Below are 26,495 nucleotides of genomic sequence, written 5' to 3' on the forward strand. Positions count from 1 at the left end.
TGCCTGCCGCCGGCGCGACCGGTCGCTCAGAGGTCGAACTTGATGCCCTGGGCGAGCGGCATGGAATCGGAGTAGTTGATCGTGTTGGTCTGGCGGCGCATGTAGGCGCGCCACGCGTCCGATCCCGATTCGCGACCACCGCCGGTTTCCTTCTCGCCGCCGAAGGCGCCGCCGATTTCCGCGCCGCTGGTGCCGATGTTGACGTTGGCGATGCCGCAATCCGAACCCCAGGCGGCGAGGAACTGCTCGGACGCGCGCAGGTCGGTGGTGAACAGCGACGACGACAGGCCCTGCGGCACGTCGTTCTGCAGGTCGATCGCTTCTTCCAGATCGCTGTACTTCATCACGTAGAGGATCGGCGCGAAGGTTTCGGTCTGCACGACCTCGGCGTCATTGGTCAGGCCGCTGATCAGCGCCGGCAGCACGAAGTTGCCCTTGCGGTCGTCCAGCGCGCGGCCGCCGCTCTCGATCGTGCCGCCGCTGGCCTTGGCCTTGGCGACCGCATCGAGATACGCCTGCACGCCGTCGCGGCTGTTGAGCGGGCCCATCAGATTGGCGGCGTCGGTCGGATCGCCGATCTTCTTCTCGACCTGGCCGTAGGCGGTCTTCAGCTTGGCCAGCACGTCGTCATAGATCGACTCGTGCACGAACAGGCGGCGCGTCGTCGTGCAGCGCTGGCCGGCGGTGCCGACGGCGCCGAACACGATCGCCGGGATCGCCAGCTTCAGATCGGCGGTCGGGTCGACGATGATCGCGTTGTTGCCGCCCAGTTCCAGCAGCGAGCGGCCCATGCGCTTGGCGACGCGCTCACCGACGTGGCGACCGACCTTGGTCGAACCGGTGAAGCTGACCAGCGCGACGCGCTTGTCGTCGACGAAGCCCTGCGCGAGATCGCTGCCGGCATCGTTGAACAGGAAGAAGATGTCCGGGAAGCCGGCCTTGTTCAGCGCTTCGTTGCAGATCTTCATCGACGCGATGGCGGAGAGCGGCGTCTTCGGCGACGGCTTCCAGATCGAGATGTTGCCGCAGACCGCGGCGACCAGCGCATTCCAGGCCCACACCGCGACCGGGAAGTTGAACGCGCTGATGATGCCGACCACGCCCATCGGGTGCCACTGCTCGTACATGCGGTGGCCCGGACGCTCGGAGTGCATCGTCAGGCCGTAGAGCTGGCGCGACAGGCCGACGGCGAATTCGCCGATATCGATCATTTCCTGCACTTCACCGTCGCCTTCCGGCTTCGACTTGCCCATTTCCAGCGCGACCAGCGAACCCAGCGCGTCCTTGTGCGTGCGCAGCGCGTCGGCGCACAGGCGCACGGCTTCGCCGCGGCGCGGGGCGGGGGTTTTGCGCCAGATCTTGAACGCCGCCTGGGCGCGTTCGACGATCAGGTCGTAATCGGCCTGCGAGCTGGCCTGCACGCGGGCGAGCACTTCGCCATCGGTCGGGTTGATCGGTTCGATGACGCCGGCATCGCGGGTCTTCGACCACTCGCCGTTACCCAGGTAGGTGCCCGATTCGGTGTCGGACAGGCCGAGCGCGGTGAGGACGGAATGGGTCATGGACAGAACTCCTTGTGAGCGCACACGGCCGATGCGACACCGGCGGCGTACGGGGGGAAGCGGCGCGACGCGGCGCGGCACGGAGGCCGGCAATGGCGGTCGCGGATGGTGACCCCGGCCCGATTCGAACGGGCGACCTGTCCCTTAGGAGGGGACCGCTCTATCCAGCTGAGCTACGGGGCCGAACCCGGCGATTTTCGCATGCGGGGTGGGGGAATCCCAAACACGGAGGCCGCCTCAATGAAAATCGCGGGACGCCAGCGGCATTCCGCCGAGAAGCGGGCTGAGATCGTGCAGATCGCCGGCGATCAGGTGCGCCACGCCATCCACGCGTTCCCAGCGCCCGCGCACCGCGAGCAGTCGTGATTCGAGCAATGCGCGCCGACGACGCATCGCAAGGCGCGCCCAGACGATGACGTTGATCATCCCGGTCTCGTCCTCGAGGGTGACGAAGATCGTGCCTTTCGCAGTGGCCGGGCGCTGGCGCTGGGTGACCAAGCCGGCGACATGCACGCCGCTGCCGTGCGGCCGGTCCTGCAGCTCGCGCAGGCCGACGATGCGACGCTCGGTCATCTGCGCGCGCAGCAGGGCCATCGGATGCGGGCCGAGGCTCAGGCCGAGCGTGCGGTAGTCCGAGAGGATTTCCTCGCCCGTGGCCGGTGCGGGCAGGGCCACCCTGTCTTCGGCCGGACTGCCGGGCAGCAACGGTCTGCGTTGTTCGATGCCGGCCACCGCCCAGCGCGCGGCGTTGCGATGGCCGGCCAGTCCGCGCAGCGCATCGGCTTCGGCCAGCGCCTGGCGTGCGCGCGCATCGAGACCGGCGCGCTGGCACAGATCGGCGAGATCTGCGAACGGCCGCTGCGCACGCGCGGCGACGATGCGCTGGGCCACGTCCTTTGGCAGCCCGGCCACCAGACGCAGGCCGAGCCGGATGGTGGGCTGTTCGCCCGGATCGGCGTCGCTGCGCCAGCGTCGGCCGCCGAGCAGGGTGCTGTCGTGATCGCTGTGCAGCACGTCGACCGGCAGCACATCGACCGGCGCGCGCAGGGCGCTGCCGCGCCGCGCGTCCTGCACGATCTGGCTGGGCGAGTAGAAACCCATCGGCTGCGCGTTGAGCAGGCCGCAGGCGAATGCGGCCGGCTCGTGACGCTTGAGCCAGCAGCTGGCGTAGACCAGTTTCGCGAACGAGGCTGCGTGGCTCTGCGGAAACCCGTAGGAACCGAAGCCCTTGATCTGCTCGAAGATCTGGTCGATGAAGCCGGACGCGTAGCCCTTGCCTTCCATCAGTTCACGGATGCGCACCCGGTGCGGTTCCATGTCGCCGCCCTGGCGCCAGGCCGCCATCGAGCGCCGCAGCTGGTCGGCCTCGTCGGCGGTGTAGCCGGCGTGGATGACGAGTTCCATGACCTGTTCCTGGAACAGCGGCACGCCCAGCGTGGGGCCGAGGATGTCCTCGACGCCGGGCGAGGGATAGGTCGGGATTTCCTTGCCCTGCCGGCGGCGCAGGTAGGGGTGCACCATGTCGCCCTGGATCGGGCCCGGGCGCACGATCGCGACTTCCACCACGAGGTCGTAGAACGTCGCCGGTTTGAGTCGCGGCAGCATCGCCATCTGCGCGCGCGATTCGATCTGGAACACGCCGACGGTATCGGCGATCTGGATCATGTCGTAGGTCGCGGTGTCCTCGCCCGGGATCGTCGCGATCTCGTGGTCGCGCCCGCGATGGCCGCGCACCAGGTCGAGGGTCTTTCGAATGCAGGTCAGCATGCCGAGCGCGAGGCAGTCGACCTTGAGCATGCGCATCGTTTCCAGATCGTCCTTGTCCCACTGGATGATCGTGCGGTCGGGCATGGCCGCGTTTTCGACCGGCACCACGGTGGACAGCGGCGCATCGCAGATCACGAAGCCGCCGACGTGCTGCGACAGGTGCCGCGGATGGTCGCGCAGCAGTTCGGTCACGAACAGGATCCTGGCGATCAGCGGATTGTCGAGATCGAAGCCGGCCTCGGCGATGCGCTGCTCCATCGGCGTCTCGCCATTACCCCAGCCGTAGCAGTTGGCCAGCAGCGCGATCTGGTCGGGCGGCAGGCCGAAGGCCTTGGCGACGTCGCGCACCGCGCTCTTGCCGCGATAGGCGATGACCGTGGCCGCCAGCGCGGCGCGTGTGCGGCCGTATTTGGCGTAGACGTACTGCAGCACTTCCTCGCGCCGTTCGTGTTCGAAGTCGACGTCGATGTCGGGAGGCTCGTTGCGTTCCTTCGACAGGAAGCGCGCCATCAGCAATCGCGTTTCCACCGGATTGACCGCGGTGATGCCGAGCGCGAAACAGACCGCCGAATTGGCCGACGAACCGCGGCCCTGGCACAGGATGTTCTTCGACCGCGCGAACCGGACGATGTCGGCCACGGTCAGGAAGAAGGCTTCGTAGCCGAGGCCTTCGATCAGCGCGAGTTCCTCGTCGATCTTGGCGACGATCGCCGCCGGCGTGCCCTCGGGCCAGCGCACGCGCATGCCGGCTTCGGTCAATGCGCGCAGATGCGTCGACGGCGTTTCGCCTTCGGGCACCAGCTCGACCGGATAGCGGTACTCGAGGTCCTTGCCCAGATCGAAACGGCAGCGCTGCGCCAGCGCGACCGTCTCCTCCAGCAGGGCATGCGGATGGATGTTGCCCAGCGCGCGACGGCCGCGCAGATGCCGTTCGCCGTTGCGGAACAGGTGGGCGCCGCATTCCGACAGCGGCAGGGTGTGGCGGATCGCGGTCAGCGTGTCCTGCAGCAGACGGTCGCGGCGCAGCGCCATGTGCACGTCGCCGCTGGCGAGCGCGGGCATGTCCAGCTGCCGCGACAGGGCCAGCAGCATCTGCAATCGGGCGCTGTCGTCGCGTTCGCGGTGCAGTTCCACGGCCAGCCGCGCCTGGGCGCCGAATACGTCGCGCAGCCATGCGCCCTGCGCGGCATCGGGCGTTGCGCCCGGCAGCCACAGTGCGAACACGCCCGGGTCCGCGGTGCGGCACCGCGCTTCGACATCGGCGCGATGCAGGCGGTATTCGCCCTTGCCGGCCGCGCGGCGGCCTGCGGTGATCAGTTCGCACAGCCGGGTGTAACCGCCGGCGTGCTCGACCAGCAGCACGAAGCGGGTGCCGTCGACGAGGGTGAATTCGCTGCCGACGATCAGCGGCACGCCGGTCGCGCGAGACGCCTCCAGCGCACGCACGATGCCGGCCAGCGAACACTCGTCGGTGATCGCCAGCGCCGCATAGCCGCATTGCGCGGCGCGCGCGAACAGCGTCTCGGCGTTCGATGCGCCGCGCAGGAACGAGAAATCCGATAGGCAGTGCAGTTCGGCATAGGCGGGGGCATCGTCGCTGCGCCGCTCGTGCAGCACTTCGTCGTTGGCCGCGCTGCGCAGACGCGACGCGACGGTCCATGCGCGTGGTGGCCGACCGCCAGGCGTGTCGCGATCGATGCCGTCTTCGATGCTCATCGCGCGCCCGCCGGGCGATGGCGTGCAGCGGTCCTGTCCGACACCATCGCAGCCGGCTGCGGTGCCGCTGATCCGAACGGTTCCGGCGGCGATGGCGCGCCGGGGGAAGGGCGTGCGCCATGCGTGCACAGCGAGGTGCGAATGCCGCGCATTCCCTGCCGCCCTGCGCAGGCTGGCGATTGCAGCGGATCGGCCCACGCGGCCGCGACAGATGACGCGCTCATGCGAACCATCCGTGCAGCATCCAGCCCGCGTGTTCGCCCGGCGGCACGAAGGCCCAGGCGCGCTGGCCGCGCGAGGTCTCGACGACGTAGTAATCGCGCCGCGCATCGTCGCCATCCCACCAGCCGCTTTCCAGCCGCTCGGGCCCGGACAGGATGCGCAGGCGCGGATCGCGCAGCGGCACCGGCTGCGGCAGCAACCAGGCGGGCCGCTCCGGACGCGGCGGCGCGGCGCGCACCGGTTCGCCGGTGTCGCCGAACACGCGCGCCCACGCGCGTTCGGGACGTGGGTCGTCGGAGGGCGCGACGCGGTACACCGCCTCGTCGCCCAGGCGCGCGCGCAGGCGTTCGCGCAGTTGCGGCCAGGGCAGGGCCTGCTGCGGGCGCTGGTCGAACAGATCCCGGCTCGCCGGCACGAACGGCGGCAGATGGCGGGCCACCAGGCCGACCGCGATCACCGGCGCATCGATCGCCACGCGTTCCAGCCGGCTGCGTGCCAGTTCGAACAGCATCGCCGGCGCACGTTCGGGCGCCAGCAGGCCGACGTCGACATCGGTACGCGTGCGTTCGTGTTCCAGCCGCAGCACGAAGCGCTGCACCCCGCCGTCGCGGATCGACAGATAGGTGCACAGGTCGTTGATCAGCCGGCGCAGCGGAAACAGCAGCGCAGTGTGGCTTTCGACCTCGTAGCCCAGTTCGACGCGCGCGTCGAAATGATCGGGTGGGGTGTAGCACTCGAGGGGATCGTCGGCGTCGCCGTACAGGCGGTCGACGTGATCGAGCAGGGCCGGCCCGAACCGGCGGCGCACGCCGTCGCGCGGCAGCGCGCGCAGTGCGGCCAGGGTGCGCACGCCCATGCGCTGCAGGCGTTCGCCGGCATCGTCGGGCAGGGCGGCGCGGCGCACCGGTACGCGGCCGAGCAGCGCGGGCAGCGCCGCGGGAGTGGTCACTGCATGGCCGTCGCGCAGGCCGGCCAGGACGCGTGCGGCGCGCGGCGTCGGTGCCAGTGCGATGCGATGGCGGAAACCGAGGGCGTCGAGTTCGCCGCGCAACCTGCGCTCGAACGCCGGCCACGGGCCGAACAGGCGGAAGCTGGCCCGCGCCTCGAGCACGATCGCCCGCGACCACTGCCGGCTGACCAGCGAACTGTGGCGATAGGCCCACGCGGCGAGGAAACGATGCCAGCGCGCCTCGGCGTCGGCGTCGTAATCCACGGTCCGTACATCGGCCATCAGCGCATGCGCGGCCGACAGCCGCATGCCGGGTTTCAGGCCGGCGCCGGCTGCCGCCGTGTTCACCGCATGCAGGCTGCGCAGCTGCGTCGGACCCTCGACCAGGGCCAGTGGCGCGTCGGGATCAGGCAGGCGCCGGAGAACGGCGTCGAGTGCCAGCTGCGGCACGAGGATGCAGGCCCAGAGCACGAGGCCGGCTCAACAGCGCTGCGCGCGCACGTGGCGCGGAGTAGAACGCTGGAACGACATCGACATCGGACGCGCATCGGTCTTGCCGTGCCGCATGCAGACACGCAAACGCGCCAGCGCCCCATGCGGCAGTCGCCATGCCCGGTGGTCGAGGCCGTCCACGTCGACGTCCACAACGATGGCATCGCAACGTCGCGCCATCAGTGCGCCAACCGCAGGGCCAGCGCCGGCGGCTGCGCACCGCGGCATTTGCGTACGCGCCAGGCGCCTTCATCGGGCTGGAATTCGAGCCGCAGCGAGGCCGGCGAGGCATTGACCGCATAGCGCCGGTCGCGCAGGGCGAACGCGCAGCTGCCGCCGGTGTCGGCGGCGACCTGCAGCCGGCGCAGCAGGCGGTCGTCGGCGGTCTGCGGCCATCCGATCACCGCCGCGCAGGCTGCGCTGCGCAGGCATTGTTCGAACGCCCACAGCGCATCGCGCGGCGCAGCTTCGACGATGTCGAGACAGGCGAGGTCGATACCGCCGGCCTGCCAGGCCGGGGCGTAGGCGACATAGGGCGGTGCGACCAGCACCACGCGTTGGCCGGCCGCGGTCATGCGTGCCAGCGCGGGCATCAGCAGGGCGAGTTCGCCCACGCCATCGGCGGGTAACAGCAGTTCGGTCAACGCGCCGCGCGGCCAGCCGCCTTCGGGCAGCACCGCATCCAATGCGGCGAATCCGGTCGGTTCGCCGGTGGCCACGGCCTGCACGCCGCGACCCGCATGCCAGACGGTGCGCGCGGCGAGCAGGGCATCGAGAGCCTGGGCTTCGGCCATGTCAGCCCTGCCGCACCAGCCCGCAGAACAGGCCCTCAATCGCGAAATCGGCGCCCGTCGGCACGCGGATCGGCGCATAGGCCGGGTTGCGCGGCAGCAGATGCACGCCCTCGGCATCGAGCGCCAGCCGCTTGATGGTCAGTTCGCCGTCGAGCCGGGCGACCACCGTCTGCCCGTCGCGCGCATCCGCGCTGCGATGCACGCCGACCAGGTCGCCGTCGAGGATGCCGTCGTCGATCATCGAATCGCCTTCGACCCGCAGCAGATAGTCCGGGCGCAGCGCGAACACGCCGCGGTCCATCCACAACTGCCGGTCCAGACCGATGTCGGCGCCGATGGGCACGCCGGCCGCCACCCGGCCCAGCACCGGCAGCATCAGCAGGTCCGGACGGGCATCGCCGGCACCGGGCAGGCGCAGGCCGCGTTTCTCGTGCGGCCGGCTGTCCAGCAGCCCGGCACCGGTCAGGGCGCGGACGTGTTTCTGCGCGGCATTGCGCGAGGCGAAACCGAAATGCGCGGCGATCTCGGCCAGGCTGGGCGGGCGGCCGGCGGCGAGCCGTTCGCGGATGTAGGCGAGCACGGCGGCACGCTGGGAAGGCAGGGAATCCATGGTGTACATTTGTACACCTTCGCGATCCGGCTGGCGAGCCGGCGCGAATGTCCCGGGATGGCCAAGTCGCGCCCTCCACCCTGAATGCACGGCCTGCACGACGGATATGGGACAACGCCGTCCCGGGCGCGGCGTCTGCCGTTCCGTTTTCCGCATTCCCGTGTCGCGTGCCGTCCACCCGGCGCCGGCTGCCCACTGTCTGGATTTCCATGTCGACCACCGCCGATCTCTCCCGTTTCACCCGCCAGGTCCTGATCGTCATCGCGCTGGTCGCGGTGCTGGTGCTGCTGTGGGCCCTGCTGCCGGTGCTGATGCTGGTCTTCGGCGCGATCGTGTTCGCGGCGCTGCTGCTGTCGCTGTCGAACCTGCTGCGGCGGGTGTTGCCGGTCTCGCACGGGATCTCGCTCGCCATCGTGCTGGTCGTGCTGACCGGCGGACTCGGCCTGCTGCTGTGGATGTTCGGCGCTCAGGCCTCGCGCGAAATGGCGACGCTGATCGAGGCCCTGCCGCCGGCCTACGAGGAATTCCAGAACTGGGTGGAGGAAACCACGATCGGCAGCATGCTGGCCGAGCAGATCGACAGCCTGCGCAACAACATGGGCCGGATCGCCAGCAGCGCCGGTGCGATGGCGATGACCTTCTCCAGCGGGCTGATGAATCTGTTGCTGGTCTTCATCGGCGCGATCTATATCGCGGCCCAGCCCGGCCTCTACCGCGCCGGCCTGCTGCAGCTGGTGCCGAAGTCCGTGCGCGACGTCAGCGCGGATGCGCTCGACACCAGCGCACGTGCGCTGCGCCTGTGGCTCGGCGGCCAGCTGATCGCGATGGCGGTGGTCGCGGTGCTGACCGGCATCGGCCTGTGGCTGCTCGGCGTGCCGGCGGCGTTCGCGCTGGCGCTGATCGCGTTCCTGCTCGATTTCGTGCCGATCATCGGCCCGATCGCCGCGGCGATTCCCGGCATCCTGCTCGGCTTCACCGTCAGCCCGAAGATCGGTCTGGCGACGGCGGTGCTGTACATCGTGATCCAGCAGATCGAGAGCAATGTGCTGCAGCCGCTGATCCAGCAGCGCGCGGTCGAACTGCCGCCGGCGCTGCTGCTGTTCTCGCTGCTGGTGTTCGGCACGTTGCAGGGCTTCGCCGGTCTGCTGCTGGCCGCGCCGCTGACGGTGGTGCTGTACGTGCTGGTCAAGCGCCTCTACGTGCGCGAACTGCTGGATACCGAAACGGCGATTCCAGGCGAGTCCGATTCCGAACGGTCGGGCAGCTGATCACGCTGCATGCGGCGTGCCCGGACGGCGCGCCGCATGCTGTGGCATCCAGGACCCACATACAGAAAAACCCCGGAAAGCCTGCGCTTTCCGGGGTTTTCTGTTTCGTGGTGGAGCGGAGGGGGATCGAACCCCTGACCTCCACGATGCGAACGTGGCGCTCTCCCAGCTGAGCTACCGCCCCACGAAGCGTCGCATCATACAGAGGCCGTCGGCGGTCCGCCAGCCTCTGCGAGCAGGGGGGCGAGTGCGGGTTCGAGTTGCGTGCGCCGCCAGCCCGACAACGCGCCCGGCCAGTCCGCACCTTCGACCAGCGCTTCGAGCCATTTGCGCGACGCGAGGATGCCGTCGGGCAGACCGAGTTCGCTGCTGCGCGTGGCCACCGCCTGCTGCAGGCGCTTGAGCTGCTTGCGGTCCGGTTCTTCGCCGCTGGACAGCGGCGCCTCGGCCTCGTCCGGCAGTTCGGTGGTCAGCGCCTGCCAGATCGCCGCGCCCAGCTTGCGCGGCGCCTTGGGATGCGCCTCCAGCCGGTGCTGCAGTGCCGTCGGGTCGGCCGGCGGATCGCGCGCCAGCAACGTGGCCAGCTCGTTGTCGAGGATCCAGCTGCGCGGCTTGTCCTGCAGGCGCGCCTGCAGATCGCGCCAGCGCAGCAGACGCAGCAGGCGACGCTGCGCATCGGCATCGAGAAACTGCCCGGCGCGTCCGCCGAGTTGCGGCCAGCGCTCGCCTTCCAGGTTGCCGGCAGTTGCGACCAGACGCGCGCAGTCCTCGTCCAGCCAGTCGACGCGATCGAGTTCGGCGATCCGGGCGGACAGGCGGTCATGCAGCGCGAACAGGTGTTCGACGTCATCGGCCGCGTATTCCAGCTGGGTCGGCGACAGCGGCCGTCGCAACCAGTCGGAGCGCGTCTCGCCCTTGGGCAGCGCGATGTCGAGCTGTTCCTGCACCAGGCGCTGGTAGCCCATGCCGCCGCCGACGCCCGCCAGGGCCGCGGCGATCTGGGTGTCGAACAGCGGTGTCGGCACTGCGCTGCAGGCATGGCCGAACGCGACCAGATCCTCGCTGGCGCTGTGCATCACCTTGACGATGCCCGGATCGGACAGCAGCGGACGCAGGGCTTCGGCGATGCCGGGTGCGAGCGGATCGACCAGCAGCACCTCGATGCCGTCATCGCGTTCGATCGCGATCTGCACCAGCGCCAGCTGCGGCCAGAAGGTGCGCTCGCGGATGAATTCGGTATCGAGCCCGACACGGGCGGGAGCGGCGGGAAGCCGCGCGCGGAGACTGGCCGGATCGTCGATCCAGCACGCATTGGAAGAGGCCATGCGCGACAGCCTAGCGGCGGCGCCCGGTCGCGGCAATCGCGACGGCCACGACATCGCCCCGTCGGCGTCGATGGCTTAATCTGACGCGATGCGGTTACGGGAGTCGGGTTTGCGCGGACACATCGTCGTCAGCTTGCTGGCCTGGCTGCTGCTGGGCCTGCTCGGTGGCTGTCGTGGCGACGGGCCGGGCACGTCCGCCGATGACGCCCTGGGCGATGGCAGCGTGACCATCAGCGGCGATGACCTGATCGCCGCCGACCTCAACTGGACGCCGTCGCTGCCGCGCATCGAGCCGGACAACGCAGACGCGGCGCGCGCGCAGGCGGCCGAGGCGCTGGGCGCCGACGATCTGTACGCGACCGCGGACTCCGCGATCCCGCTGTATCTCGCGCTGTCGCGCATTCCCGGCCAGGAACGCGCCGCGGCCACCGGCCTGCGCCGTGCCCAGGCGCGTCTGCTGGTGCTCGGCGGCATGGCGCTCGACGAGGCCGACACCGGTGATTCGATCGCCGGCCTGCGCGCGGCGCATGCGTTCGCCGCGGTGGCGCGCTATCTCGCCGCCGACGATCCCGATGTGATCGCCTATCTCGAACGCGTCGACGCCAGCGACCGGCTGTGGGAACTCAACCGCACCGCCGAACGGGCGATGCAGGCCGGTGAGCTGGGCGAAGCAGGCGGCGGCGCATTGGCCGGCTTCCGTCAGGCGGCATCGCTGCGCCCGGGGCAGCCGCGCGCCCTGCAGGGCCTGGCGGCGGTGGAAAGCGCGCTGATCCGGCGCGCCGAGACCGCAGGCGCGGCCGGGGATTTCCGCGCGGCGTCGCGCTGGCTGGCCCACGCGATGACGATCCGCCCGGGTTTCGCCACCGTGCCCGACGCCGAGCAGCGCATCGAGCGGATGCGTGCGATCCGCATCCAGCGCCTGCGCGATGCCGGCGTCGAAGCGCTGCCGAAGATCAATGGCGTCGCCGAGGCGCGCGCGCGGCTGGCCGAGATCCTGCTGGTCGCCGAACCCGGCAATCCGGTTGCGCTCGACCTGCGCGAGCGCATCGACCGCGCCGTGCATTACGGCGACTTCCGTCCCGGCCAGGTCTTCACCGATGCCCTCGAAGGCGGTGCCCGCGGGCCGCAGATGGTCGTGCTGCCGCACGGCGGTTTCATGATGGGCGCGCTGCCCGGCGACGAAGACGCCCACGACAACGAGACGCCGCGCCATCCGGTGCGGTTCGAACGCGGATTCGCGATGGGCGTGCGCGAAGTGACCGTGGGCGAGTTCCGGCGCTTCGTCGATGCCACCGGCTTCCAGTCGCGCGCGGTGCGGCGCGGCTTCTCGATGGCCTACGACGAGCGCACCGGCAATTTCCTGCGCCGCAGCCGGGTCGACTGGCGCTCCGATTACGTCGGCCGTCCGGCCGGCGACACGATGCCGGTGCTGCACGTCAGCGCCAAGGACGCGCAGGCTTACGTCGACTGGCTGTCGGCGCAGAGCGGCCGCCGCTACCGGCTGCCGAGCGAGGCCGAGTTCGAATACGCGTTTCGTAACGGCTCCAGCGAACGCTTTCCCTGGGGCGAGGGCACGCCGCCGGACGGCGCCGGCAATATGACCGGCGCGCTCGACCGCTCGCCGTCGGGCCGGACCTGGGGCAATGCGTTCGAAGGCTATGCCGACGGCTACTGGGGGCCTGCGCCGGTGGGCAGCTTCGACGCCAACACCTGGGGCGTGCACGACCTCGCGGGCAACGTCAGCGAATGGATGGCCGACTGCTGGCACGCCACCTACCGGCGCGCGCCGGACGACGGCTCGGCCTGGGTCAATCCCGGCTGCCGCGACCAGGTGATCCGCGGCGGCTCCTGGGCCAGTTCGCCGGCCCAGACCCGGGCCAGCTGGCGGGCACTCGCGCAGGTCGACACGACCAATGCCAGAATCGGGTTCCGCGTCGTCCGCGATCTTTGAACCCCGCCGGCATCCGGCATCGGAGCACACCATGAGACAGGATCCCTTCGGCCGCGGTGACCGGCGTTCCGCCGGCCGGACGCCCCGGCGCGGCATCAACATGCGGTTCGTGATCCTGCTGCTGTTCGCGGGTTACGGCGTCTACTACTACGTCTCCAACCGCTCGACCGATCCGGTCACCGGCGAGACCGTGCTCATCGACCGCGCGCTCGATGTCGAGGACGAAAAGGCGCTCGGCCTGGAAGCCTACGAACAGATCCTGCAGCAGGAACGGCCGGTGCCGGCCGACAGCGAGATCGCCCGCGACGTGCGCGCGATCGCCGACCGGCTGATCGCCAAGGTCGGCGTGGTCGAGGCCGAGCTGGCGCGCGAGAACGGGTTCGAACCGACCCGGTTCTCGGAAAGCTTCGACTGGGAGGTCAACGTCATCGACTCCGAGCAGGCCAATGCCTTCTGTCTGCCAGGCGGCAAGATGGCGGTCTACACCGGTCTGGTGCCGGTCGCGCAGAACGCCGATGCGATGGCGGTGGTCATGGGCCACGAGATCGCACATGCGCTGCTCCGGCATGGTGCCCAGCGCATGGCCCAGCAGCGCCTCACCCAGGTCGGACAGATGGCCGGCGCGATGAGCGGCATGGATCCGCAGCAGCAGCAGATGGTCATGGCCGCGATGGGCTACGGTTACCTGCTGCCGTACGCGCGCAAGCACGAGACCGAGGCCGACGTGGTCGGGCTGATGCTGGCGGCCGCAGCCTGCTTCGATCCGCGCGAATCGGTGCCGCTGTGGGAGCGGATGAGCGCGACCAGTGGCGGCCAGGCGCCCCCCGAGTTCTCGTCCACGCACCCCAATCCGGGCACGCGCATCCAGAACCTGCAGAACCTGATCCCCAAGGCGTTGGAATACCGCGCGAAGTTCTGCGAGGACGCGCAAGGCACTGCCACAACATCCATCTGAAAGCCGAATCAATCCTCAGACAAGGAAAGCACGCATGCGAAGCGCTCTGCTGGTGGTCGCGGTCTATGGCGTCTGCGCGTTCGGAAGCGCGCGGGCATCGGATCCGGAAGAAGCACCTGCGCCAACGCCCCTCAACCTCGTCTGCGAGGGCAACTGGCGGGGCGCCAACACTGGCGGAAGCGCGCGTTTCTACTTCAAGTTCAATGGCGCAAGCGGCACGATGCAGGTGCCTGAAGACCTCCGTCCACCAAGCCGGCACTGGCTCGGTGACGGCTGGATCAACCTGGAGGAGATCGTCATGAACGCATCCAGCATCACGGCGCGGGCGCGATTCAACTTCATGGCGGATCTCCGCATCAAGATCGATCGCATGCACGGCGAGATCGACTTGAAAGGTTCATTCATCCAGTACGCCGGGGTCTGCGAACCCTATGATCCCGAAGCCCTTCGGCCTGCCTTCTGACCCGGTGTCGACACGCCCCGGACCAGACGGGCGGATCTTTCAGAATCCCATCAGCAGACCGCCGTTGACCGGCAGGTTGATCCCGGTGATGTAGCCGGCGTCGTCCGCCACGAGAAAGGCGACCGCGCGCGCGATGTCGTCCGGTTGGCCGACGCGACCGACCGGCACGCTGGCGACGGTGCGGGCGAGGACCTCGGGCGGCATCTTCGAGGTCATCGGCGTTTCGACATACCCGGGCGACAGGCTGTTGACGGTGATGCCCTTGGCCGCGACTTCGCGGGCCAGCGACATCGTGAAACCGTGCAGCCCGGCCTTGGCCGCGGCGTAGTTGGTCTGGCCGAAGTTGCCGGTCTGGCCGCTGACCGAACTGATGTTGACGATGCGCCCGAACCCGCGCGCGACCATGCCTTCGACGGCGGCGCGGCACAGGTGGAAGGCGCTGTCGAGGTTGATGCGCAGCACGTCGTCCCATTGCGCGGTGTCCATCTTGCGCAGCGTCGCGTCACGAGTGATGCCGGCGGCGTTGACGAGGATGTCGAGACGGCCGTGGCGGCGTTCGACGTCGGCGATCGCCGCAGCGCAGGCATCGGCATCGCCGACATCGACGGCGAGCGTCGTCACCGGCAAGCCTGTCATGTCGGCGACGAACGCATCGAGCCGCGCGCTGTCCGCCGGCAGATCGGCTGCGACGACGTGCACGCCGCGTGCGGCGAGCTGCTTGCAGATGGCGCGGCCGATGCCGCCGAGGCCACCGGTGACGATGGCGACGCGTGAGGTCTGGGTCATGCTTGGGTTTCCGGAAGCGGACACGAAAACGGCGCGGAGTCCGCGCCGTGTCGGCAGTGCGGACCGATCAGCGGCCGCGCTTGGGCGGATCGCGATCGGCAGGCTTGGCGCCCGGCGCGACGCTGCCGACCATCGTCTTCTGCATGTCCTTCCACATTTCCAGATTGCGTTCGGTCAGCTGGTTCATCATCGTCCACGGCGTCTGGCCGAGCAGGCCGCCCATCTGCTGACGGAACTGCTGCTGCTGGTCGAGAAAGACCTGCATCGAGCGCTCGAGATAGCTGCCCATGAAGCCCTGCATCGAATCGCCGTAGAAACGGATGATCTGGCTCAGCAGCTGGGTCGATAGCACCGGCTCGCCGTCCGATTCGTGCTCGGAGATGATCTGCAGCAGCACCGAGCGGGTGAGGTCGTTGCCGGTCTTGGCATCGCGGACCTCGAATTCCTCGCCATCGACGATCAGCTGGCGTACGTCCTCGATGGTGATGTAGCTCGAGATCTCGGTGTCGTAGAGCCGACGGTTCGGATACTTCTTGATGATGCGCGTTGCACTCATGAAGCCAACACTCAGGTCATTGGTGCCGCGCAGCATGGCGCAGCCCCGGGGGGCACGCAACTGCGCGCACGGTGTGAATGGGGTGGGACGCGGCCGCAGTCGGCGCGCGTCCACTCGGAAACGGGAGGCACCGACCGCTGCATCGCGCAGCGGCAGGCAGTCACCAGCCCATGTGATGGCCGCCGTTGATGTCGAGATTCGAGCCGGTGATCCACGAGGCCTCGTCCGACACCAGGAAGTTCACCGCGTAGGCGATTTCCTCCGGGCGACCCAGGCGACCGGTCGGAATGTCGGCCGCGATCTTCGCGCGCACCTCTTCCGGCACCGCCATCACCATGTCGGTGGCGACGTAACCGGGCGACACCGTATTGACGGTGATGCCGAGCTTGGCGTTCTCGCGCGCCAGCGAAATCGTGAAGCCGTGCATGCCGGCCTTCGCCGCGGCGTAGTTGGCCTGGCCGTACTGGCCCTTGAGACCGTTGATGGAACTGATCTGGATGATCCGGCCCCACTTGCGGTCGCGCATGCCTTCGATCACTGGACGGGTGACGTTGTAGACCGAGTTGAGGTTGGTGTTGATCACGTCCTGCCACTGCAGCGCATGCATCTTGTGGAAGGTGCCGTCGCGGGTGATGCCGGCGTTGTTGATCAGGATGTCGATCGGACCGAGCTGGGCTTCGATGTCGCGCACCATGCGTTCGGCGGCTTCATGTTCGGAGACGTCGCCCGCCGCGAGCGCGACCTCGTAGCCTGCCTCGCGCAGCGCACGTTGCCACGCCAGCGCCTTCTCCTCGTTGCGGAAATTGGTGGCGACGCGATACCCGTTGTCCGTCAACCGCTTGACGATGGCCGTGCCGATTCCGCCGGTCCCGCCGGTTACCAATGCAACGCGTGCGCTCATTCCACCCCTCCGATTGGCTGCATCGCCAACGTGGCGATGCTCGGGCCAGTCTAGTCAAGGTGGATGACGTGATCATGGTGCGGTGCACAATGGCGGTCTTGATCCGGGATCAGTGCGGCATCGAAAAGGTTGCGTGCGGCCTCGAGGCAGGCGTGGAGATCCTGCGAGGGCAGCGCAGCAGACTGTCCCAGTTGGCGCCACGCCCGATGCAATGCAGGGATGGGCGCATCGGCACGGAACGCATCCGCTTCCGTGGATTTCGACAGTTTGCGTCCATCAGGGTCGAGCAGCAGTGGCAGATGCAGATAGCGCGGCGTCGGCAGCCCGAGGGCGCGCTGGAGCAGAATCTGTCGCGGCGTGGAATCGAGCAGGTCCGCGCCGCGCACCACCTCGGTGATGCCCTGCGCGGCATCATCGACGACGACCGCCAGCTGGTAGGCCCACAGGCCATCGGCGCGGCGCAACACGAAATCCCCGACCGCTTCGGCGATGTCCTGTTCGAACCGTCCACGCACGCCATCGTCGAAGGCCACCCGTGTGCCGGCGGGCACGCGCAAGCGGACTGCGGGATCGGGGCGGGGTGACCGGGCCACGCAGGCGCCCTGATGCCGGCCCTGCGTCGCGGCGAGATCACTGCGGCTGCAATGGCACACGAAGGCCCGACCGTCGCGCAGCAGGCCATCCAGCGCGGCCCGATAGGCGGCATCGCGTTCGCTCTGACGGACGACGTCGCCATCCCACAGCAGCCCGCAGGCCTGCAACGCCTGCAGTTGCAGGTCCGCAGCACCGGCGACTTCGCGCACGCGATCCACGTCCTCGATCCGCACGTGCCAGGTTCCGCCATTCCTGCGCGCCATCAGCCAGCTGCCGAACGCAGCCAGCAGCGAACCCGCATGCAGCGGGCCGGTCGGCGAGGGCGCGAAGCGGCCGCACGCCCGCCCGTCCGCGCCCGGCGACGGGATGGAACTGTCTCGATGATGAACTGTCACGGGTCGTGCACTCTGGCGTCGCGACCTTGGAATTGAAATATTAACGCTGCGGTCGCACATCGACCGTGCGCGATTCTCCGCCTGCGCAGGCGCCCGAACGACACTGGACTCCGATGCTCAAACGCTACGCTCTCCTCATCGCCACCAACTTCGCCGTGCTGGCACTGGTCAGCATCGTCATGGCGGTCCTCGGCATCAGCCCGGCGTCCTACGGTGGTCTGCTGGTCTTCGCGGCGCTGCTGGGCTTCGGCGGCTCGTTCTTTTCGCTGGCGATTTCCAAGTGGTCCGCCAAGCGCTTCACCGGCGCGCAGGTGATCACCGAGCCGCGCAACGAGTCCGAGCGCTGGCTGCTGACGACCGTCCAGCGCCAGGCCGAGATGGTCGGCATCCGCACGCCCGAGGTGGCGATCTACGATGCGCCCGAGATCAACGCCTTCGCGACCGGCGCACGCCGCGATGCGTCGCTGGTCGCGGTGTCGACCGGCCTGCTGCGCGCGATGACCCGTGACGAGGCCGAGGCCGTGCTCGCGCACGAGGTGGCCCACGTCGCCAACGGCGACATGGTCACGATGACCCTGCTGCAGGGCGTCATGAACACCTTCGTGATCTTCCTCGCACGCGTGGTCGGCAGGGTGGTGGACGGCTACCTCAACGGCGGCCGCGACAACGGCGGTGGCGGCATCGGCTACTTCGCGGTGGTCTTCGTGCTCGACATGGTCTTCGGCCTGTTCGCGTCGATGATCACGATGTGGTTCTCGCGCCATCGCGAGTTCCGCGCGGACGAAGGCGGCGCGATGCTGGCCGGCCGCGACAAGATGATCGCCGCGCTCGAGCGCCTGTCGCTGACCTACGGGCAGAACACGTTGCCCAAGCAGGTGGCGGCGTTCGGCATCAGTGGCGGCGTCGGTGGCGGCCTGAAGAAGCTGCTGATGAGCCATCCGCCGCTGGAGGACCGCATCGCGGCCCTCCGCAACGCGCCGGCGGACAGCAGCGCGGTGAAGCAGGGCTTCCTGGCCTGACAGCCATCGCTGCGCTCCAACGAAAAAGCCCGCCAGCCGGCGGGCTTTTTCATGGGCGGGTCGCGCCGCCGTCACTCGAAGTCGTAGTTCATGCCCGGGCCGGCGGCCGCCAGGAAGTTGCCCTGCACGTAGTCGATATCGGCAGAGAACAGGATCGACATGCTGGCCGCGTCCTGCACGAACTCGGCGATCGTCCGGATGCCGATCTCCCGCGCGCGCTTGGCGATCTCGGCGATCCGCTGCTGGTTCTCCGCATTGCCCGGCAGGTCGTCGGTGAAGCTTCGGTCGAGCTTGAGCAGGTGGGGCTGCAGGTGGGTGAGCAGCTGGAACGAATCCAGGCCGACGCCGAACTGCTCCAGTGCGAAGCGGCAGTCGAAACGACCGATGCGCTCGGCGAACGCCTGCGTCGCCTTGAGGTGGGTGAAGACCTTGGACTCGGGCAACTGCAGGACGAGGTACTCGCCCGGCACCTGATGCGCGGCCAGCTGTTCGCCGATGAAATCCGACAGTGCGTCGCCATCGAGCGAGGCCTGGCTGATCTTGACCAGCAGCGTCGTCGGCCGGTGTTCCCGCAGACGCTGGCCGATCGCGGCGATCGCGCGACCCACGACGTAGCGGTCGATCTCGCCGAGCATGCCGTTGTCTTCCGCGATCTGCAGGAAGGTGCCCGGCGCGATCATCTCGCCGTCGCCGCCGTCGAGGCGCAGCAGGATCTCGTACACCGCGGCCGTGTCGCCCTGCAGGTTGATCAGCGGCTGGTAGTGCAGCTGGAAACCGTCGCCGTCGAGCGCGCCGCGCAGGCGGGCCACCCAGGCCTGGATGCGTTCTTCCTCGACGCGATCGACCGCGCTGGGGTCGAAGATCTCGCTGCGGTTGCCGCCGGTGCCCGATGCCGATTCCAGCGCGCGCGTGGCGCGGGCCAGCACCTGGCCGACATTGGCGATCTTCTCGCCCACCTGCACGCCGCCGACGCTGACCGTGACCACGCTCGAGCGGGCGCCGATCTCGAACACGTGCGCGGCGAAGCCGTCGCGGATGCGCTCGGCGGTCGCGGCCGTGGCGTGATAGTCGTGGCCCGGCAGCAGCACGGCCAGGGTATGGCCGGCGTAACGCGCGGCCGTGACGCCGTCGCCGAGGATCGATTGCAGACGCGTGGCCGCAGCGGCCAGCAGGTCGTCGGCCTGGTCGAGACCGATGTCGGTCAACAATTGATGGTGATGGTCGGGCTCGATCATCAGGAAGCCGTGCTGGCGATCCGCCTGCGCGGCTTCATCGACCGCGTCCTCGATCGCGCGCAGGAACGCCGGCCGGTTGAGCAGGCCGGTGACCTGGTCGCGGTGGCGCAGTTCTTCCAGTTCCAGCGCGAGATCGGGATCGATCAGCTCGCGGCGACGGAATACCACCTGCAGGCAGGGTTCGCCTTCGTACTGCGCGGTGGTGAACTCCATCGCGGCAGGAAACGCGTTGCCGTCGATGTCGCGCGCCTCGACCTCGTGACGCGGCGGCGGCGGCTCGCCCTTGGCCAGCGACTTGAGCAGCGCCTTGAACGATTCCACGTGCTGCGGCGCGACCATGTCCAGCAGCGAGATGCCTTCGATGTCCTCGAACTGCTCGTAGCCGAAGGTCTCCAGATATGCCGCGTTCGCACGGATGTGCATGCCCTCGTGGATGTAGGCGATGGGATCGCGCGAGGAGTCGATCAGCGCGTCGCAGCGGCGCTCGGTCTCGCGCACGCGGGCTTCGAGCCGGCGCAGGTTGCGGCGCGCGTCACGATCGGCCCAGGCCTCGCGCACGCTGGCCAGCAGCTGTTGCGGCGCATTGCGCAGCGCGACGGTGCGTGCGCCGGCGAGGATCGATTCGACGAAGCCGGTGTCGTCCAGGGTATCGACGATCGCGATCACCGGCAGATCGCGGCCGGTCTCGGCCACGCGCTGCATCACCTGCGCGAACGGCACGAGCGTCGCAGCGCGGGCGGCGAGCACCAGGTCGATGGCCTGGTTGCCGGCCATGCGGCCGAGTTCCTCGTCCGATTCCGGACGCGACGGACGCACGGCGATGCCGGCGTTGCGCAGTCCGCTGACGATGGCTTCGGCATCGTCGACACGGTCGTCGACGATGAGCAGGCGCAGTGCGGTGTCGGCTTGGGTCGACATCAGGGGCTCCGTTGCAGAGACCGGCGTTATGCCACGGGGGGCGCATCCCGTCCATCGCCGTGCGCCAGGAGCGCGCGTTTCGAAGTGTCGCCGGCGACCTCGCGCACGAGTCGCGGCACCAGATAGCCGGACTGGCGCGCGACCAGCGCGGCATGCAGCGCCAGCGCGCGTGCATCGTCGATCTCGAAGTGCGCTGCGCCGGAGACGCGGTCGAGCTGGTGCAGGTAGTAGGGCAGCACGCCGGCGGCCAGGCCGCGCTCCGACAGGTCCGACAACGCCTCCACGGAATCGTTGACGCCCTTGAGCAACACCGCCTGGTTGAGCAGCAGCGCACCCGTGCCGCGCAGCGCGCGCATCGCCGCATCGACGTCTGCATCGAATTCGTTGGCGTGGTTGGCGTGGACCACGACGACCACGGGCCAGGGCAGCGCGGCCAGCCAGTCGCAGAGCTCGGGATCGACGCGCTCCGGCAGCACGATCGGCAGCCGGGTGTGGATGCGCAGGCGCTTCACATGTGCGATGCCGCGCAGGGCGTCGGTGAGTTCGGCCAGTTTCGGCGTGGCCAGCGACAGGGGGTCGCCTCCCGACAGCAACACCTCTTCGATCGTGGCGTCGGCGCGGATGGCGTCCAACGCCGCCGCCCAGCCGCCCGCGGCGGCGGTTTCCTCGGCATACGGGAAATGCCGGCGGAAACAGTAGCGGCAATGCACGGCGCAGCTGCCGGTGGTGACCAGCAGCGCGCGGCCCTCGTACTTGTGGAGGACGCCGTGGCCGGCCTTGGCCGAGGCATCGCCGACTGCATCCAGCGAAAACCCCGGGACCGGGCGCAGTTCCTCGTCCAGCGGCAGCACTTGGCGCAGCAGCGGGTCGTCCGGGTCGCCGTGGCGCATCCGTGCGACGAAACCGCGCGGCACCCGCAGCGGAAACTGGGTCACCGCGCCGGACGAGACGCCCGCCGCGTGCCCGGAGAGGCCCAGCATGGCGAGCAGTTCGGCCGGGTCGCGCACGGCATCGCGCCAGAGCTGCTGCCATCGGCGTGGCTGCATCGGCGCGGAAGCTGCAGGTATCATGTGCGATTGAATCCGTAGAGCCGACCGCGCGTGCCGCGGCCGGGAAACCCCGTAGTGTAGCCGCCGGCGGTGCCGGCCAGCAGGAGCAGCGATGGCCAGTTATGGCATGAACGACGTCAAGAACGGCCAGAAGATCCTGGTCAACAACGAGCCGTGCGTCATCACCGACACCGAGTACGTGAAGCCGGGCAAGGGTCAGGCGTTCACGCGCATGAAGTACCGCAACATCAAGACCGGCCGCGTCGTCGAACTGACGATGAAGGCCACCGACTCGGTGGAAGTGGCCGATGTCGTGGACACCGACATGCAGTTCCTCTACGCCGATGGCGAGTACTGGCACTTCATGAACCCCGAATCCTTCGAGCAGGTCCAGGCCGACAAGGCCGGCATGGGCGGCGCGGAGAAGTGGCTCAAGGGCGAGGAGCAGTGCGTGGTGACGCTGTGGAACGGTACGCCGATCCAGGTCACGCCGCCGAATTTCGTCGAACTGCAGATCACCGAGACCGATCCGGGTGTGAAGGGCGATACGGCCGGCACCGGCGGCAAGCCGGCGACGCTGGAAACCGGTGCCGTGGTGCGCGTACCGCTGTTCGTCGCCCAGGAAGAAATCATCAAGGTCGACACCCGCTCGGGCGATTACGTCAGCCGGGTGAAGTGATCGTGGCGTGCGTGCGCTGGCGGCTGTGGGCGGCTGCGCTCGCGCTCCTGTCCGCCGCTGCGGGCGCGCACGCAGCGGAGACGGCATCGCCTCGCGATGCCTGTCCGCTGCAGACGATCTACGCGATGACCGAGGCGGGCCTGCTGCCCGGGGACGGCGATACGCCGCTCCTGGGCCAGGCCTGTCGCGTGTGGCCCTACGATCCATCGCTCGCGCTGGCGGCGTTCGCGTATCCGCTGACCCCGTCGGACCGGGTCGGCGAACGTGCACTGCGTCTGGTGATCGCGGTACTGGATGCGCAGGACGCGCGGCTGCTTTCGGTCCACGAAAGCGACGTGGGCGAGGACGCCGTGTTCGCGCTGGCCGAAGACGGCCTGCTGCTGGATACCGCGCGTTACGACCTCGCCAAGGGCACCCGCGCCTTCGGCGTGGTGCTGCGCAGTTCGGCGCCGGGCGCCAGCTGCCCCGATGCACGCTTCAACGACGAACTCACGCTGTATGTCCGCGATGGTGACGCGCTGCGGCCGGTGTTCACGTCGTACCTGGACTTCTGGGCGCGGGTGGAGGGTGAGCCCTGCAGCTGGGCGCGCGGCCAGCGCCTGGTCACCGAGGAAACGGCGTTCACCATCGGTGTGGAGCGCGGTGCGCACCACGGGTATGCCGACCTCCGCGTGACCGCCAATGTGATGCGCGTTGAAACCGTGACCGGCAGCGACCGCGAAGAAACCGCGCGCCGTCGCGACAGCCGCGTCGTGCGCTACGACGGCACCCGCTACGACACGGGCCCGCTGGAGCGCGGCTTCTTCTGGACACAGAGCCCCGAGGGACAATGAGCATGCACGACACGCCCCCGCAGACCATCGACCTGTTGATCGAAGCCGCGCACGTGGTGCCGGTCGTGCCGCACGCGGTGGTGCTCGACGACCACGCGGTCGCGGTGCATCGCGGCGAGATCATCGCCGTGCTGCCGATCGCAGAAGCGCGGCTGCGCTTCACTCCGGCCGAAACCGTGTCGCGTCCGCACTCGGCCGTGTTGCCGGGTCTGGTCAACGCGCATACCCACAACCCGATGACCCTGCTGCGCGGCATCGCCGACGACCTGCCGCTCAAGGTCTGGCTGCAGGAACACATCTGGCCGATCGAGGGCGCGGTGATCAGCCCGGCCTTCGTGACCGACGGCGTCACGCTGGCGATGGCCGAGATGCTGCGCGGCGGCACCACCTGCGTCAATGAGAACTACTTCTTTCCCGACGTGCAGGCCGCGGTCTACAAGCAGCACGGTTTCCGCGCGCGTGTGGGTCTGCCGGTCATCGATTTTCCGACCGCCTGGGCCGGCAGCGACGACGAGTATTTCGACAAGGCCGGCGCAGTCCACGACCAGTGGCGCGACGATCCGCTGATCGCGATGGCGTTCGCGCCGCACGCGCCGTACACCGTGAGCGATGCGAATTTCGAACGCATCCGCATGTTGGCCGACCAGCTCGACCTGCCGGTGCACCTGCATCTGCACGAGACCGCGCAGGAGGTGGAGCAGTCGCTGCAGCAGTACGGCCAGCGGCCGCTCGCCCGGCTGGACCGCCTGGGACTGGTCAACGACCGCCTGATCGCCGTGCACATGACCCAGCTGACCGACGGCGAGATCCATCTGTGCGCCGAGCGCGGCGTCAGCGTGGTGCATTGCCCGGAATCGAACCTCAAGCTGGCGTCGGGCTTCTGCCCGGCCTGCGCCCTCGCGCGCGCCGGCGTCAATGTCGCCATCGGCACCGACGGCGTCGCCAGCAACAACGATCTCGACATGTTCGGCGAGACCCGCACCGCGGCGATCCTGGCCAAGGCCGTCGCCAACGACGCAGCTGCGTTCGATGCGTTCACCGCGCTGCGCGCAGCCACGCTGGGCGGCGCGAAGGCGATCGGCTTCGATCATCTGGTCGGCTCGATCGAGCCGGGCAAGCAGGCCGATCTGGTCTGCGTCGACCTGTCGCCGATCGAGACCCAGCCGCTGCATCACGTGGTCTCGCAGCTGGTGTATGCGACCGGTCGTCACCAGGTCAGCGACGTCTGGATCGCCGGTGCGCGCAAGCTGCGCGAGCGTGAGTTGATCGGCTTCGATCTCGACGCGATCGGCGCCAACGCGCGCGAATGGCGTGCGCGCATTTCCTCCATCCGCCCCCAGTCCTGACCGGAGCCGCCGCATGAGCGCCCCCCGCGACAATTTCCACCAGTCCGAACTCGACAAGTTCGGCGCCCTGGCCAACCGCTGGTGGGATGCCGACGGCCCGCAGAAGCCGCTGCATGCGCTCAACCCGGTGCGCCTCGACTACGTGCGTCATCGCTGCCAGCTCGACGGCGCCACCGTGCTGGACGTCGGGTGTGGCGGCGGCCTGCTCAGCGAGGCCATGGCCAAGCTCGGCGCCAAGGTGACCGCGATCGACCTGGCCGAGGATCTGGTCAAGGTCGCCAAGCTGCACGGCATGGAGAGCGGGGTTCAGGTCGACTATCGCGTGCAGCCGGTCGAGGCGCTGGCCGCTGAGCGGCCCGGCAGCTTCGATGTCGTGACCTGCATGGAGATGCTGGAGCACGTGCCCGATCCGGGCGCGATCCTGCAGGCCTGCGCCACGCTGCTGAAGCCCGGCGGCCACCTGTTCGTGTCGACGCTCAACCGCACGCCGGCCGCGTTCGCGCTGGCGATCGTCGGCGCCGAATACGTCGCGCGCCTGCTGCCGCGCGGTACCCACCAGTACGCGGCCTTCATCAAGCCCTCGGAACTCGGCGGCTGGCTGCGCGAAGCCGGTCTGCAGCTCGACGACGTCAGCGGGTTGATGTACGAACCCTGGCGCAACGGCGCGCGCCTGATCCCGCGCACCGACGTCAACTACGTCGCCTGGGCGCGGAAGCCGGCGTGAGCGACGCGGCCCGTTTTCCGCCTGGCGCGCTGTTCGATCTCGACGGCACGCTGCTCGACAGCGCGCCGGACATGCTGGCGACCGTCAACCGCATGCTCGACAGTCGAGGTCGTCCGCCGATCACGCTGGCCGACATCCGCCCGGTCGTGTCGCGCGGCGCGCGCGCGATGGCCTCGGTCGCGTTTCCCGAACTGGACGCCGATGGCGTGGTCGCGCTGGTGCCCGAGTTCCTGTCCGTCTACGGCGAGGAACTCGGCCGGCACAGCGCGCCGTTCGACGGCGTCGAAGCGATGCTGGCGACGCTGGAAGCGGCCGGCACGCGCTGGGGCATCGTGACCAACAAGCCGGAGGGCCTGGCCCGCCGGATTCTGCCGCAGCTCGGCTGGCAGGACCGCTGCGCGGTGCTGATCGGCGGCGACACGCTGGCCGAACGCAAGCCGCATCCGCTGCCGCTGCTGCACGCGGCCGAGGCGATCGGCCTGGCGTCGTCGGCCTGCGTCTACGTCGGCGACGATGCGCGCGACATCCTCTCGGCCCGCGCCGCGGGCATGCCGTCGATCGTGGCGCTGTGGGGGTATCGGGTCGACGATGACGATCCGGTGGCCTGGCAGGGCGACGTGATGCATGCCGATCCTGCAGCGCTGGCCCAGCCCGCCGGCTGGCCGACCGCGGCATGAGCGGCGGGATCGACGTCGATGACGAGTTCGTCGCGAAGTGGCGGGCGCGCTGGCCGGAATGGCGGATCGGCCTGGGCTTCGTGGCGCCCGCGGAACGGGCACGCGTCGAAGCGTGGTTCGCGCTGGTGGATGAACTGACCGACGCGGCCTGGGGTGGGGCGGATCCGACGCCCGGGCTGGCCAAGCTGGCCTGGTGGCAGGAAGAACTGCAGGGATGGGCGAAAGGCGCGCGCCGGCATCCGCTGGCGGTGACGCTGCAACGGACCGACGCCCCGTGGCAGACCCTCGCGCTGGCTCTGCGCGTCCTGCCGGCCACTCGCGAACTGGCCGCCGATCCCGCGCAGGAGCTGGCCCAGCTGCGCGATCTGGCCCTGGCGATCGACGCCTGCGAAGCGCGTCTGTTCGCGACCGTCGGTGTCGCGCCGGCACACGACGCCGCGCCCGTGCTGCTGGCGGCCAAGGCCTGCCTGTACGCGGACGCCGCGCTGGCCCGTGCGTGCCTGTCGGCGTGGCCGCCGCGCAGCGGCCCGCGGCCTCGGCGGATCGCCGATGCCATCCTGGCCGCACGCCTGCGCACGCTGGCACACACCGGCGAAGTCCGGCCCGCCACCGGGCCGTCGCTGCTGTGGGCGACCTGGCGGGCCGCCCGCGGCGCCTGAATCCCGTGCGCCCGCGACGGCGGGGAAACGCTCCGTTGCGGGGCCGCGCG

23 protein-coding genes and 2 tRNA genes are annotated in these 26,495 nt (G+C 69.3%); 11 read left to right on the forward strand and 14 right to left on the reverse strand.

Annotated elements, in window-relative coordinates; all coding sequences use genetic code 11:
• Positions 1-26: 26 nt before the first annotated feature.
• The 6 genes from amaB to lexA all read right to left on the reverse strand — a co-directional run bounded on the left by amaB (position 27) and on the right by lexA (position 8,112).
• Entirely contained in the window at positions 27-1,562 is a 1,536-nt protein-coding gene (gene amaB / locus AC3A5K_RS01745) for an L-piperidine-6-carboxylate dehydrogenase (RefSeq protein WP_487615789.1), read from the reverse strand.
• A gap of 106 nt (positions 1,563-1,668) precedes the next feature.
• Positions 1,669-1,745: transfer RNA gene (locus AC3A5K_RS01750), tRNA-Arg, on the reverse strand.
• A gap of 54 nt (positions 1,746-1,799) precedes the next feature.
• On the reverse strand, positions 1,800-5,045 hold the full coding sequence (locus AC3A5K_RS01755) for an error-prone DNA polymerase (protein ID WP_487615790.1): 3,246 nt from the start codon (positions 5,043-5,045) through the stop codon (positions 1,800-1,802).
• A gap of 220 nt (positions 5,046-5,265) precedes the next feature.
• Positions 5,266-6,687: a Y-family DNA polymerase gene (locus AC3A5K_RS01760; RefSeq protein ID WP_487615791.1), complete on the reverse strand. Its 1,422-nt coding sequence runs from the start codon at positions 6,685-6,687 to the stop codon at positions 5,266-5,268.
• Positions 6,688-6,887: 200 nt separating this feature from the next.
• Positions 6,888-7,502, reverse strand: coding sequence for a translesion DNA synthesis-associated protein ImuA (imuA, locus tag AC3A5K_RS01765; RefSeq protein ID WP_487615792.1), 615 nt, complete (start codon positions 7,500-7,502; stop codon positions 6,888-6,890).
• Between the two features lies 1 nt (position 7,503).
• On the reverse strand, positions 7,504-8,112 hold the full coding sequence (gene lexA / locus AC3A5K_RS01770) for a transcriptional repressor LexA (protein WP_487615793.1): 609 nt from the start codon (positions 8,110-8,112) through the stop codon (positions 7,504-7,506).
• A 209-nt stretch (positions 8,113-8,321) separates the two neighbouring features.
• On the opposite strand from lexA, the gene AC3A5K_RS01775 reads away from it, so the two are divergent.
• A complete protein-coding gene (locus AC3A5K_RS01775) occupies positions 8,322-9,380 on the forward strand; it encodes an AI-2E family transporter (RefSeq protein WP_487615794.1) in 1,059 nt (352 codons plus the stop codon).
• Between the two features lie 108 nt (positions 9,381-9,488).
• On the opposite strand, the gene AC3A5K_RS01780 is transcribed toward AC3A5K_RS01775, so the two are convergent.
• Positions 9,489-9,564, reverse strand: a tRNA-Ala gene (locus AC3A5K_RS01780).
• 13 nt (positions 9,565-9,577) lie between these two features.
• Entirely contained in the window at positions 9,578-10,705 is a 1,128-nt protein-coding gene (gene rnd / locus AC3A5K_RS01785) for a ribonuclease D (RefSeq protein WP_487615795.1), read from the reverse strand.
• Between the two features lie 88 nt (positions 10,706-10,793).
• Between rnd and AC3A5K_RS01790 the strand changes: the two genes are divergently transcribed.
• From AC3A5K_RS01790 to AC3A5K_RS01800, 3 genes are read left to right on the forward strand one after another with little or no spacing between them, the layout of a single operon-like run.
• On the forward strand, positions 10,794-12,656 hold the full coding sequence (locus AC3A5K_RS01790) for a formylglycine-generating enzyme family protein (protein ID WP_487615796.1): 1,863 nt from the start codon (positions 10,794-10,796) through the stop codon (positions 12,654-12,656).
• Positions 12,657-12,687: 31 nt separating this feature from the next.
• A complete protein-coding gene (locus tag AC3A5K_RS01795; RefSeq protein WP_487615797.1) occupies positions 12,688-13,611 on the forward strand; it encodes a M48 family metallopeptidase in 924 nt (307 codons plus the stop codon).
• 34 nt (positions 13,612-13,645) lie between these two features.
• Positions 13,646-14,074: a hypothetical protein gene (locus AC3A5K_RS01800; RefSeq protein ID WP_487615798.1), complete on the forward strand. Its 429-nt coding sequence runs from the start codon at positions 13,646-13,648 to the stop codon at positions 14,072-14,074.
• Positions 14,075-14,113: 39 nt separating this feature from the next.
• Here AC3A5K_RS01800 and phbB (AC3A5K_RS01805) read toward each other — a convergent pair whose 3' ends face one another.
• The 4 genes from phbB (AC3A5K_RS01805) to gluQRS all read right to left on the reverse strand — a co-directional run bounded on the left by phbB (AC3A5K_RS01805) (position 14,114) and on the right by gluQRS (position 17,279).
• Entirely contained in the window at positions 14,114-14,860 is a 747-nt protein-coding gene (gene phbB / locus AC3A5K_RS01805; RefSeq protein WP_487615799.1) for an acetoacetyl-CoA reductase, read from the reverse strand.
• Positions 14,861-14,927: 67 nt separating this feature from the next.
• Positions 14,928-15,416: a polyhydroxyalkanoate synthesis repressor PhaR gene (phaR, locus tag AC3A5K_RS01810; protein ID WP_487615800.1), complete on the reverse strand. Its 489-nt coding sequence runs from the start codon at positions 15,414-15,416 to the stop codon at positions 14,928-14,930.
• Positions 15,417-15,576: 160 nt separating this feature from the next.
• A complete protein-coding gene (phbB, locus tag AC3A5K_RS01815; RefSeq protein ID WP_487615801.1) occupies positions 15,577-16,317 on the reverse strand; it encodes an acetoacetyl-CoA reductase in 741 nt (246 codons plus the stop codon).
• Positions 16,318-16,367: 50 nt separating this feature from the next.
• The gene (gene gluQRS / locus AC3A5K_RS01820; protein WP_487616294.1) at positions 16,368-17,279 is read right to left on the reverse strand and encodes a tRNA glutamyl-Q(34) synthetase GluQRS; all 912 of its coding nucleotides are present in this window, start codon (positions 17,277-17,279) and stop codon (positions 16,368-16,370) included.
• Positions 17,280-17,419: 140 nt separating this feature from the next.
• On the opposite strand from gluQRS, the gene htpX reads away from it, so the two are divergent.
• Positions 17,420-18,325 carry a protease HtpX gene (gene htpX, locus AC3A5K_RS01825; protein WP_487615802.1) on the forward strand — a complete coding sequence of 302 codons (906 nt, stop codon included), beginning with the start codon at positions 17,420-17,422 and terminating at the stop codon, positions 18,323-18,325.
• A gap of 71 nt (positions 18,326-18,396) precedes the next feature.
• On the opposite strand, the gene AC3A5K_RS01830 is transcribed toward htpX, so the two are convergent.
• On the reverse strand, positions 18,397-20,478 hold the full coding sequence (locus AC3A5K_RS01830; protein WP_487615803.1) for an EAL domain-containing response regulator: 2,082 nt from the start codon (positions 20,476-20,478) through the stop codon (positions 18,397-18,399).
• A 26-nt stretch (positions 20,479-20,504) separates the two neighbouring features.
• Entirely contained in the window at positions 20,505-21,548 is a 1,044-nt protein-coding gene (gene epmB, locus AC3A5K_RS01835; protein WP_487615804.1) for an EF-P beta-lysylation protein EpmB, read from the reverse strand.
• A 91-nt stretch (positions 21,549-21,639) separates the two neighbouring features.
• Between epmB and efp the strand changes: the two genes are divergently transcribed.
• The 6 genes from efp (at position 21,640) to AC3A5K_RS01865 (ending at position 26,445) form a co-directional block, all read left to right on the forward strand.
• The gene (gene efp, locus AC3A5K_RS01840) at positions 21,640-22,206 is read left to right on the forward strand and encodes an elongation factor P (RefSeq protein WP_487615805.1); all 567 of its coding nucleotides are present in this window, start codon (positions 21,640-21,642) and stop codon (positions 22,204-22,206) included.
• A 125-nt stretch (positions 22,207-22,331) separates the two neighbouring features.
• The gene (locus AC3A5K_RS01845) at positions 22,332-23,039 is read left to right on the forward strand and encodes a PA3715 family protein (protein WP_487615806.1); all 708 of its coding nucleotides are present in this window, start codon (positions 22,332-22,334) and stop codon (positions 23,037-23,039) included.
• 2 nt (positions 23,040-23,041) lie between these two features.
• Positions 23,042-24,385 (forward strand): TRZ/ATZ family hydrolase, encoded by a 1,344-nt coding sequence (locus AC3A5K_RS01850; RefSeq protein WP_487615807.1) that lies wholly within the window; start codon positions 23,042-23,044, stop codon positions 24,383-24,385.
• Between the two features lie 13 nt (positions 24,386-24,398).
• Positions 24,399-25,109, forward strand: coding sequence for a bifunctional 2-polyprenyl-6-hydroxyphenol methylase/3-demethylubiquinol 3-O-methyltransferase UbiG (gene ubiG, locus AC3A5K_RS01855; RefSeq protein ID WP_487615808.1), 711 nt, complete (start codon positions 24,399-24,401; stop codon positions 25,107-25,109).
• Positions 25,106-25,786, forward strand: coding sequence for a phosphoglycolate phosphatase (locus AC3A5K_RS01860; protein WP_487615809.1), 681 nt, complete (start codon positions 25,106-25,108; stop codon positions 25,784-25,786). The genes ubiG and AC3A5K_RS01860 overlap by 4 nt, the downstream gene beginning before the upstream one ends.
• Positions 25,783-26,445: a phytoene/squalene synthase family protein gene (locus tag AC3A5K_RS01865; protein WP_487615810.1), complete on the forward strand. Its 663-nt coding sequence runs from the start codon at positions 25,783-25,785 to the stop codon at positions 26,443-26,445. The genes AC3A5K_RS01860 and AC3A5K_RS01865 overlap by 4 nt, the downstream gene beginning before the upstream one ends.
• The last annotated feature ends 50 nt before the right edge of the window (positions 26,446-26,495 follow it).

This window comes from Luteimonas sp. Soil_C_5, from assembly GCF_057656615.1.